The 9845-nt window shown below is 56.3% G+C and carries 9 protein-coding genes; 3 read left to right on the top strand and 6 right to left on the bottom strand.

Annotated elements, in window-relative coordinates; translation table 11 throughout:
- Together C4S74_RS27215 and C4S74_RS20215 are read right to left on the bottom strand one after the other, a co-directional pair.
- Nucleotides 1–577, bottom strand: a 577-nt coding sequence (locus tag C4S74_RS27215; protein ID WP_146065515.1) for an NTTRR-F1 domain, incomplete at its 3' end; no start/stop codon positions are given.
- Nucleotides 578–667: 90 nt separating this feature from the next.
- A complete protein-coding gene (locus C4S74_RS20215; RefSeq protein WP_103997096.1) occupies nucleotides 668–1501 on the bottom strand; it encodes a glycosyltransferase family 2 protein in 834 nt (277 codons plus the stop codon).
- A 217-nt stretch (nucleotides 1502–1718) separates the two neighbouring features.
- Between C4S74_RS20215 and C4S74_RS20210 the strand changes: the two genes are divergently transcribed.
- Both C4S74_RS20210 and C4S74_RS20205 read left to right on the top strand, forming a co-directional pair.
- Nucleotides 1719–2438 (top strand): 3-ketoacyl-ACP reductase, encoded by a 720-nt coding sequence (locus C4S74_RS20210; RefSeq protein ID WP_103997094.1) that lies wholly within the window; start codon nucleotides 1719–1721, stop codon nucleotides 2436–2438.
- Between the two features lie 216 nt (nucleotides 2439–2654).
- Nucleotides 2655–3161, top strand: coding sequence for a cupin domain-containing protein (locus tag C4S74_RS20205; RefSeq protein ID WP_103997092.1), 507 nt, complete (start codon nucleotides 2655–2657; stop codon nucleotides 3159–3161).
- Between the two features lie 245 nt (nucleotides 3162–3406).
- Here C4S74_RS20205 and C4S74_RS20200 read toward each other — a convergent pair whose 3' ends face one another.
- Nucleotides 3407–5746, bottom strand: a complete 2340-nt coding sequence (locus C4S74_RS20200; protein ID WP_103997090.1) for a UvrD-helicase domain-containing protein — start codon at nucleotides 5744–5746, stop codon at nucleotides 3407–3409.
- Between the two features lie 473 nt (nucleotides 5747–6219).
- Here C4S74_RS20200 and C4S74_RS20195 point away from each other — a divergent pair, with 473 nt between their 5' ends.
- Nucleotides 6220–6861, top strand: a complete 642-nt coding sequence (locus C4S74_RS20195) for a cell wall hydrolase (protein WP_103997089.1) — start codon at nucleotides 6220–6222, stop codon at nucleotides 6859–6861.
- 105 nt (nucleotides 6862–6966) lie between these two features.
- Here C4S74_RS20195 and C4S74_RS20190 read toward each other — a convergent pair whose 3' ends face one another.
- The 3 genes from C4S74_RS20190 to C4S74_RS20180 form a co-directional block, all read right to left on the bottom strand.
- Entirely contained in the window at nucleotides 6967–8373 is a 1407-nt protein-coding gene (locus C4S74_RS20190) for a hypothetical protein (RefSeq protein WP_103997088.1), read from the bottom strand.
- Nucleotides 8360–8845, bottom strand: a complete 486-nt coding sequence (locus tag C4S74_RS20185) for an RNA polymerase sigma factor (RefSeq protein WP_103997105.1) — start codon at nucleotides 8843–8845, stop codon at nucleotides 8360–8362. Before C4S74_RS20185 ends, C4S74_RS20190 begins: the two co-directional genes overlap by 14 nt.
- Nucleotides 8846–9098: 253 nt before the next feature.
- Nucleotides 9099–9698, bottom strand: a complete 600-nt coding sequence (locus C4S74_RS20180) for a hypothetical protein (protein WP_258042557.1) — start codon at nucleotides 9696–9698, stop codon at nucleotides 9099–9101.
- Nucleotides 9699–9845 lie beyond the last annotated feature (147 nt).

Below are 9845 nucleotides of genomic sequence, written 5' to 3'. Positions count from 1 at the left end.
CAGCTCCCGTCGCGCCCGTGGCTCCGGCAGGGCCAGTCACTCCTGTCGGTCCTGCAGGGCCGGGTGCTCCCGTCGCCCCTGTGGCGCCCGATGCACTGGAGCTTGCATTCATAACAACAACTTCGTCCACCAAGACGTTCGATGAATTCGCCAAGGGCGAAAGGGTCACCAGAAAAGAAGCATACGCCGCATTGGCAGGTACCGGATCGGTTACCTCGTAAAGCATTTTCCATGAACCGGTTGATACGTCGGGCAGGGTACCCTGCTGAATGGTGCGGGCTATTCCATTCGAAATGAACAAATACGAGGAATCGTAGTAAGCCAGCGTCACATTAACTTGCGGACTTGTGCCGCTTCCCGTTTTAGCGAATGAAGCGGAGAGCGAATAGCTTTCTCCCGGCAGGGCAAAAACCGCCTGGACGATCCCGGCACCGACAGTGCCGCCCGTCATCAGGCAGGCATACGCGCCGACTTTGGGGTTTGTACTCGTTGCAACGGCATTGTAGGCTCCCCAGGACTCCATGGTTCCCAGTTCAAAGCTGCCGTTTTGAATCAGATTGTTAAATAAAACGGTCATAACCTCACCTCCTCTATTAATCTATTAATTCCAGCAGGAGTTGGTTTGTAGAGTTAGCCTTTGCCGAAAAAATCGGGCTCACGCCGGGCCTCATTCTTCACTTAAAGGCACGAAATGATTTTGGGGGCAAAACGTTTTAACCTTCTCGACGATATGACTCGGGTTGTAGCCCGTTTTTTCCAGCTCTACCGCAGAGATTTCCAAATTCCATTTGTTCCGGAATATTTCCGCATTGTACAGCCCCTGCTCATTCCAGGCGAGTCCGTTGGCCGCAAAAGTCGCGTGGCCGTGATGATGCACATAAACGTCGCAGGCGGCCCACAATATTTTTCCGCTGAGGCGGGCACGAAGGCAAAAATCGTCATCCTCATATCCCCCGGGATAAAAACGTTCATCAAAGCCTCCGATGGTATCGATCAGTTTTTTATGGAAAAGCATGCAAAAACCGATCAGCCGATGAGGATAAAATCCCATCCCTATGTTCTGCTCTCTCCACTTGCGCGCAAACTGCTGCATTTCGTCCACAGTCCGGTATGGGTCCGGTTTGATCCGCTGAATCGGCGCCACGTTGCAGGAGACAGGTCCGACGATACCGATGGTCTGATCCCAATCGAGCCAGCCGCGCAGCCCTTCCAGCCAGCTTTCCGTAACGACGACATCGTTGTTCAGGAGCAGCAGATAGTCGCCTCTGGCCGCCCGGATCCCCTGGTTGCAGCCTCCCGCAAAACCTTTGTTCACAGAGTTGGCAAGCACTGTCGCATTCCGGACGGCCGATAAATAGGCCAGAGTCCCGTCGGTCGATCCGTTATCCACAAAAATAAATTCGTATGGCAAAGACGTATGCTTTTGCACGCTTTCCACACAAGCCCGGGTATGCTCCAGCCCGTTCCGGGTCAATATAATAATCGAAGTTAAAGCTGCCATTCTCTCACTCCTTTTTCGGATTCCTGCTAGAATATGTATGCAGTTAAGAGACAGCTTGGGTCTTGAGAAAATTAAACACCCGTACCAAAAAAAGGCTTCCTAAAGAAGCCGTCTACTTAGTCGGGAAATAATGACAACCTTTTTGATAAACTGTAACTATTATGGTAACTTAACAGAGTAACCAAAGATCCCTCAAGGGAATAAAGGAGAGACAATCATGGAGCTTAAAAATAAAACGGCCATCATTACCGGAGCCGGCAAAGGAATCGGCAAAGCAGCCGCCGTCGCGCTGGCCAAAGAAGGCGTTAACCTCGGGCTGCTCGCCAGAAGTACGGCTGACCTGGAAGCCCTCCAAAAAGAGCTTGCCGGTACATACGGAGTTAAAGTTTTCCACGCTTCCGCCGATGTTTCGAAACCGTCCGAAGTGCAGCAGGCTATCTCCTCCTTAACCGGAGAGCTCGGCCATGTCGATATTTTGATCAACAATGCGGGAATCGCCCAGTTCGGTACGGTGGCGGAAATGGACCCCGAGCAGTGGGAGCGCATCATTCAGGTCAACCTTATGGGAACGTACCATGTGACACGCGCCGTTCTTCCCGGAATGATCCGCCAAAACAGCGGAAATATCATTAACGTGGCTTCTACGGCCGGAGAACGCGGTTTTGCGACCGGCTCCGCTTACTGTGCCTCCAAATTCGGGGTTCTCGGTCTGACCGAGGCACTCATGCAGGAAGTGCGTAAATCCAATATCCGTGTAACGGCGCTGACGCCAAGCACAGTCAATACGGAGCTGGCAAGCAATGCGGGCCTCAAAATCGGCGACGAAGACCGGATGATGCAGCCGGAAGACGTAGCGGAGCTCATTACGGCTGCGCTGAAGCTTCCGCCGCGCGTGTTCATCAAGACCGCCGGCATCTGGACGACCAATCCCCAATAACGGCTGGTTTTTAAATTTCCCGGGGATTTCCACGGGTAAGCTTTCGAAAGCTTATTTCTAAAAAGACCTCTTCCGCTCGCAACGGAGGGGGTCTTTTATCCGTTCTGTTTTCTTTTGTTAAAAAAATATCAGGAAGGTTAACTATGTATAGAGTCAACATTTACTCTCAAAAGTTTTAAATGTTTATTTTGGGGGTCGATTTAGGAGGGATTTAAAATGAGTTCGGCAGAGGCGAACGTGAAAACCTGGTTTTTCAAGGAAGACGGTGGAATTCCGAACCACCCCCGGTTGCCCGTGCTTCTGTACAGGGGAGCTTTTTCGGAAAATACGGAACAGACGGAAAAGCTGTTTAACCGGCACAACTGGCTGAACAGCTGGACCAACGGGGTGTTCGACTACCATCATTACCACAGCAACGCGCACGAAGTGCTCGGGGTCATTAGCGGAAGCGCGGTAGTCCGGCTCGGCGGCGAGCACGGGGAAGAGATAGAGCTGAAGACCGGCGATGTGGTCGTGCTTCCCGCCGGAACCGGACACAAAAAGCTGTCCGGCAGCTCCGATTTCAAGATCGTAGGGGCCTATCCGGGCGGCATGGAGCCTGATCTTCACAAGGAGAGCGAAAGCGTAACACCCGCCATCCGGGTAAAGATCGGCGGCGTTCCCGTACCCGACACCGATCCCGTATTCGGTGAGGACGGGCCGCTCCTCCGCTTATGGAAATAAAAAAGAACGGACCGGGCAATGAGTGCCGGTCCGTTCTTTTTATACGGGTATGCGGGCAAGTGCATAACGCCTGAATATCCTGAGGCGGGCGGGACGACGCAGCGCAATGACGCTCTCCGGCATGAGCGACCCCGCCGGAGCACGGGCGGCATGTACGGCGACCGCCGAGCGGGAAAGCCTCGGACGCGCTTCAAGCCGCGCCCCCGACGGCAAGCCGGCCCGTCTGCGGCCCTCACGCCGGGCTCTCACCGGCCTGCCGTGCGCACGGCCGCTTCCCGGCGGCCCGCCGTCATCGGCGCCCCGCACAGCGGGCAGGCCTTGGCGGGCGCACCGGAAGCTTTGCCGAGGGCGGCGGGTTCGCCCGCGGCAATCCGCACCCAGGCGTTGCAGCCGGGTCCGGTGCAGAGCCACGCGGGCACCGTCTCGGTGCGTACCGGCGCGGCCGGTGCGCTCCGCTCCGGTGACCTGCCGGACGCCGGTGCGGTGCGGGTGACCGCCGTCACCGTCCGCTTGCCGGAGGCCGACTGCGCGCGGCGGCCGGAAACCGGCGAGTCGCCGCTCCGCCCCGTAAAAGCGGACACGACGAACCGCGAGACGCCCGCTTTTCTTCCCCGGTAGAGGGAAGGCGAGCTTACGATAAGCTCCTCGCGGGCCCGGGTTACGGCCACGTAGGCAAGTCGCCGCTCCTCTTCCAGGTCGGCGGCGCCACCCTCCGCTTTCGGGTCCAAAGCGGAGCTGTGGGGCAGGCTTCCCTCGCAGGCACCGAGCAGGACGACTACCGGAAACTCCAGCCCTTTGGAGCGGTGAATGGTCATCAAAGCGACCCGGTTGCCCTGCTCCTCGGAGAGATGGCGGCCGCTCTGTCTGCTCCGGGACAGCACGTCGTCCACGAACAGGATGAACTCGGCCGTGGAGCGGAACCGCTGCGCCGACGTTTCCAGCTCGTCCAACATCTCCTTCAGCATTTCCTTGTGCTGGGTGGGCTGCTTCCGCCCGTCCGTCTCGACGTAGGCGTCGTAGAAATGCACCCTCATTTTGCGGATCGCATCCAGAGGCTCCAGCTTTTTCAGCTCACGAATCAGTTCCAGTCTGGCCTGGATCTTCTCTCTCTGAAAGTCCTTCCGGTCCGGCATCGCCAGCAAATGGACCAGGGGCCCTTTCTTCGGCTGCCGGGCCTCCTGCTGGCGGATATAGGCCATCCCGTGCTCGCGGTTGATGTACAGCGACGGCAGCACTCCCTCCATCGCCTCGAAGTCGCGGCGGTTCAGCGACAGGCGCATATGATCGAGAACGGGTTTAATCAGCCAATGCTCGTACAGCAGCTGCCCGTCCCCGTAATCGATATAGGGGATTTCCCGCAGAACGAGCTGCTCCAGCAGAGCGCGGTTGTTGCTTGCGGAGCGGTAGAGCACGGCGAAATCCCCGTAACTTCGTCTCCCGCCCTCCACATCCTGGCGGATACGGGAGAGAACGATTTCCGCCTCTTCGTCGGTCGTAAGCGGCCGGATATACTGGGGCCGGGCGCTGCCCGCGTTCGCAGCTTTCAGCGTCTTCACCCGCCGCATCTTGTTGTGCCGGATGATCTCGTTCCCGAGCCCGACGATGGACGCCCCCGAGCGGTAATTAATCGCCAGCGTGATCACCTTGGCGGACGGGAACTCTTTTTCAAAATGGAGAATAAATTCGCTGCGCGCCCCGTTAAACGAATAAATCGTCTGGTCGTCGTCCCCAACCACCATCAAATGGTTCTGCGGCGCCGCAATCATGCGGATAAGCTCGTACTGGATGCCGTTCGTATCCTGGAACTCGTCCACCATGACATACTGGAAACGGTTTTGCAGCGAGCGCAGCAGGCTCTCGTTCTCCTTGAGCATCCGGTACGCCCGGAGAAGCACATCGTCGAAATCAATTTTGGCGTTGGCCCGTTTCCAGTCTTCATAACGGATCAGAATACTCCGGATTTCTTTCTCTTCATTCGTCTGCTGTGGGAGATCCTGCAGCTCCGTCCGGTTCATTTTATAGGAGGAAAGCAGCGTTAAAAGCGTTTCGGGCTGATACGTATCGGGAATTCCCAGCTCCCGCATAATCTGTTTAAGCAGGATATGCTGCCTGCGCGTCTCGTTAAAGATCTCTTCCTGAACGCCCTGACTCCTGATGATCCGCAGAAAAAAAGAATGAAACGTCCGCGCTTGAAGCCCGGAGGCTTCCTGGGCCGTTATTCCCGGCAGCGCGGCGATTCGTTCTCTCATTTCGGCGGCGGCTTTGCTGGAAAACGTGACAAGCAGAATGCTCGCCGCCCGGATCCCGCGCACCGCGAGCAGATAGCCCGTCCGGCAGACGAGCACGGACGTTTTGCCCGAACCGGCGCCCGCGAGCGTCAGCAGCGGTCCTTCGGAATGTCTCACCGCCCGGATCTGAGGCTCGTTCAGGGCGATGCCCCGTTCCTCCAGCCGGCGGAAGTAAAAAGCGTCCCGGTCTCCGTCCGGAACCAGTTCCCTGCTTGTATGTGCGGAAGCCATGGCGGCTTGCGGAATGTTCGTATGACCCGTACCCGGAGGCACGGTGTAAAAAGGGGCCTGACTCAAAACCGTTCACCTTCAACTTCTGTCTTTTTTATTCTCTGTGCTGCCCTGTGCAAGCCTGGTTTGAAAGCTCACCCTAGAACTATACCACTCCCCGGACGAAGAGAATACATTCCGATAACAATTTGTAACATAACTGCAATCCAGTTTTCATCTTCCTTTAATATAAAAGCCCTATACTAAAACTCGACCCCCTTTTAATAAATAAATCTTAAGACCCGCAGCCCGTTGCTGCGGGTCTCTTTCTTTTCAAAACTGGATCGCCTATCCATTTTTTTCGTTCCTACGGAAACAATTCGGCGGTGCTCCCCGAACAGTATAAAGGACGAGCCGGAATCGAGCCGGCCCTCCGTCACTCCCCTGCAGCCGCCGATAAGCGTGGGCGGAAGCTTTTGATGACCATCGTAGGCCCTTAAGTCCCTATCGCACGTACACAAAACGTGGTCATAAAAACAAGAGGAGGTTTTCCTTTAACCATGAAAAAATTGCCTATATTTTTATCCGCCGCCGCATGCGCCATCGGCCTTGTCAGCGCGGCCCCTCCGGCCTCGGCCATGTCCCTGTCCACGGGAACCCAGAGCGAGCACGTTCTGGACCTTCAGGAGCGGCTTGACACGCTCGGGTACTTTGACGCGGGCGTCACCGGTTATTTCGGAATGAAAACGGCGGAGTCCGTGAAAAAGTTCCAGCGCGCCTACGGCCTTCCCGTCGACGGCGAAGCCGACTCCAAGACTCTCGGCAAGCTGGAGAAAGCGGCGGTTCCGAAGCAGAACGCTCTGGATCAAATGGCGCGCATCATTTATTCCGAAGCCCGCGGCGAGTCTTACCAGGGGCAGGTTGCGATCGGCGCCGTCGTTATCAACCGCGTGCAGTCCAACCAGTTCCCGGATTCCATTCCGGGCGTCATTCACCAGCCGGGACAGTTTTCCGCCATCCGTGACGGCCAGTACTGGCTGAAGCCTAACGAAACGGCTTACAAAGCGGCACGCGCCGCCCTTAACGGCTCCGATCCGACCGGGGGCGCGCTGTTTTACTACAATCCCGACGTCGCCACTTCGTCCTGGAGCAAATCGCGTCCGAGAACGGCCGTGATCGGGAACCACGTTTTCACGAACTGATCGAGCTTTCATCATAAAGGGCATCACCTACACAGGTCCCCGCACGCTAAAAAGCCAACTTTGCCCCGACCACGCAAAGTTGGCTCTTTCCTTTTCCATCCGCCTTTACTGCATAGGCAGCCAGCTCACTTTCCAGATCCCGGCTTTATTCCGGGTCAGGCTGAAGCCTTTTTTATCCTCCGCCGAAACGGATCCCCGCTTCGTCATGACAATAGAAGCGGAATCTCCGCTGATTTCCTGGTACAGCATGTAGTCCTTGCGCAAAGCGTCCCATTTCTGTTTCGCCTGTTTGTCCGCATCCGGTTCCCTGCCGATTTCGGTCAAGTATTGTTCCCGGCTCGGCGTGGCGTAATCGCTGCCTTTTACCAGAAGGGCGTAGACCGTCTCCCAGTCCCCTTTTTCCGAAGCCGTCACGTAATAGCGGAAAATATCGATCGGCTCCAGCCCCTTGAGGGAGTCGTCCGTCCGGGTTTTGGCGAAGTCTTCATAGCGGTCCGACATTTCTTGCTGAGTGAAGTACCACTGAGGGTCTGTATCCTCCTTGCGGTCCAGCCCCAGGAACGGGTTCGGAAGAAAATCCGATTTACCGATTCTTCCCCTGTACTCGGTATCTGTCCGGATCATGTAAAACCCGTCCACTTCCTCATCGATCAGTATTTTCGCACCGGGAGTCGGGTACGGCTTTGTTCCGGCGGGGGCTTTAGCTTCCACCGGATTTTTGAGCAATCCTTCTTGTGCAAGGCTGGAATCGTAGACTCCCACGTTTTTTTTGGGCACCCACTTATCTCCCGCATATTGGCGGCCGTCATAGGAGAAGACATTGACGCAAACCCAATCCCGATAATCCTTTATAACCTGAACAACCCTGCCGTTCTTCAAAACCCCGCCGGAAGGATTCGGTTCTTCCGGATACAGCGAAAAATTAACGCCTTCTACAATAAGGCCGTAATAAGGATTCGTCGTCACGACAGGCCTCTCCCTCAAAAATTGACTGAGCCGCACTTCTTTAAGCCGCTTCTCCGCGTCTTTGTTCAGGTACCACTCGGGAATCCAGCGCTTTTCGCCGATTTTCACGAATCTGTTCCGCTTCTCCAGAACCGTAACCGGCTGCTCTGAATTTACGGTACCGACTTCCTCGCCGCCGAAAGCTTCCGGCTCGGACACGACTGTCGCGTCTCCTTTGAGATAGAAGGTTCCCGTTTCCTGCTGCAAAGGAGGAGCGGTCGCCTGCGGCGGCTCCGTCGGCTTCACGAACCCGGACCATGCCTTGGTAACGGCGGGAGCCAATTCTCCGCGGAACAGGAACGTGGCCGCCGCCAGGCACAGAAGCACAGCCGCCAGTACGGGCAGCGTTCTCTTTCTTCTTGGGAAGCCCGGCTTACGCACACGGCCGCCCGCAGCGGATTCCGACGCCTTTTGCTCGATGCGGTAAATATCGTCCATCGTGAAGGTTTTTCTCGGAAATGGCCCCGATTTCAGCTTATCGTACCATTCCGGTTTAGGCCCGTTCATAAGCAGACTCCTCCTTCCATACTTCCGACACCTTTTTGCGTGCGCGCGACAGCCGCGATTTTACGGTTCCCTCCGACACGCCCAGCACCTGGGCGATTTCCCCCATCGTCATGTCGTATTTGGCATCCAGCACGAGCACTTCCCTGAATTTAGCGGGAAGCTTCATGACTACTTCCCAAATCTCGTCCGTAAAAGCCGCCTCCATCACTTCGCTCTCCGCCGACGGATGGGTGCTGCCGGACCTCGCACGGCCGACCAGAATCACCCTGCGCATGAAAGCCGTCCGCATATGATTGCGCGCCGTGTTGCGGGTTATGGCAAACAGCCACGTTTTGACGGAAGCTTTTCCTTCGAACGTATCCAGGTGACGGAAGACACTCAAAAAAACATCCTGTGAAATATCGTCCGCCAGTTCCCTGCGCCCGGTCAGGAAGAAGGCGTAGTTCCACACGTCCTGCCCGTAATCCAGCATCACCGTCCGAAACTGTTCTTTGGCCGGTTTTCCCTCTTCGTTCACCTGCTGAGCCCCCAACGCCTTCACCTCCACCCATTAGACAACAGAAACCGCGAAACCGTTCCCGCTTTGGGATTTTTTTATAAAAAGCCCGTAGCGGCCGGACCGCTCCCGGCGCTTCCAACCCAGACATGACGCGGTATACCAAGCGGACGACGGAAACGGCTTGCCCCTGCCATCCAGCCAAAAAAAAGGCCGCCAAGGCAGCCTTTCAGTCAGACCCGGTTTCAAGAGGGCCTGCCTTCGTTCCTTCTTCCGTCCAGGTTCTGTAAGCGTCTATGTTGGCTTCGGAATCGTCGCTCGCATCCGACGTTTTGTAATACCGGGCGAAATATGCGTGCTCCGCGTCCGTTTTGTTATCATCCGTATTGAGCAGTAAATGGAATTCGGAAATTTCCGGATTCCAGTTTACACTGCGGGCGATTTCCCGCATATGCTCGGGCGTGACGAACGCCTTCACGGCAGTAAGGACGGCCGCATGCGTATCCGGGTCCGGTTCCCCTTTCCAGTCGATCCTGCAGGTTACATCGGGCCGGGTAAACGTGCAATAGAGCCCTTTATACCCCTTCAGGTTCTTTTTCATGGACTTGGCGGCAGCCCGGATGGTCTCCGTTTTCACACCGTGGGTCACACTGCATGCGGACAGCGCCGCGACAAGCGGCAGCACAAGGACGCCCCATAGTATAATAGACCGCTTTTTCAGCGGAATTCTCCCGGCAATCGGCGGGACAACATCCCGTCGGGTCTGTTCGGTCCTTTCGGTCCTTTCGGTCCTTTCGGTCCTTTCGGTCCGTTCCATCCGTTCGTCCATATTCGGCCTCCCGCGTCGTTTTAACTTCCGTTCCCGCTTCCCGTCCCGCCGCAATTGGCTCACCGGCACCCCGCCGCTGCTCTGAGGCCCTTTTTTCCGGCTTCCTCCACTTCCTTATATTTCCTGCCACAAGTACGATCTTACCAA

Source organism: Paenibacillus sp. UNC499MF, from assembly GCF_900107975.1.
Taxonomy (GTDB): domain Bacteria; phylum Bacillota; class Bacilli; order Paenibacillales; family NBRC-103111; genus Paenibacillus_F.
This window is presented reverse-complemented; position numbering and strand designations above follow the sequence as displayed.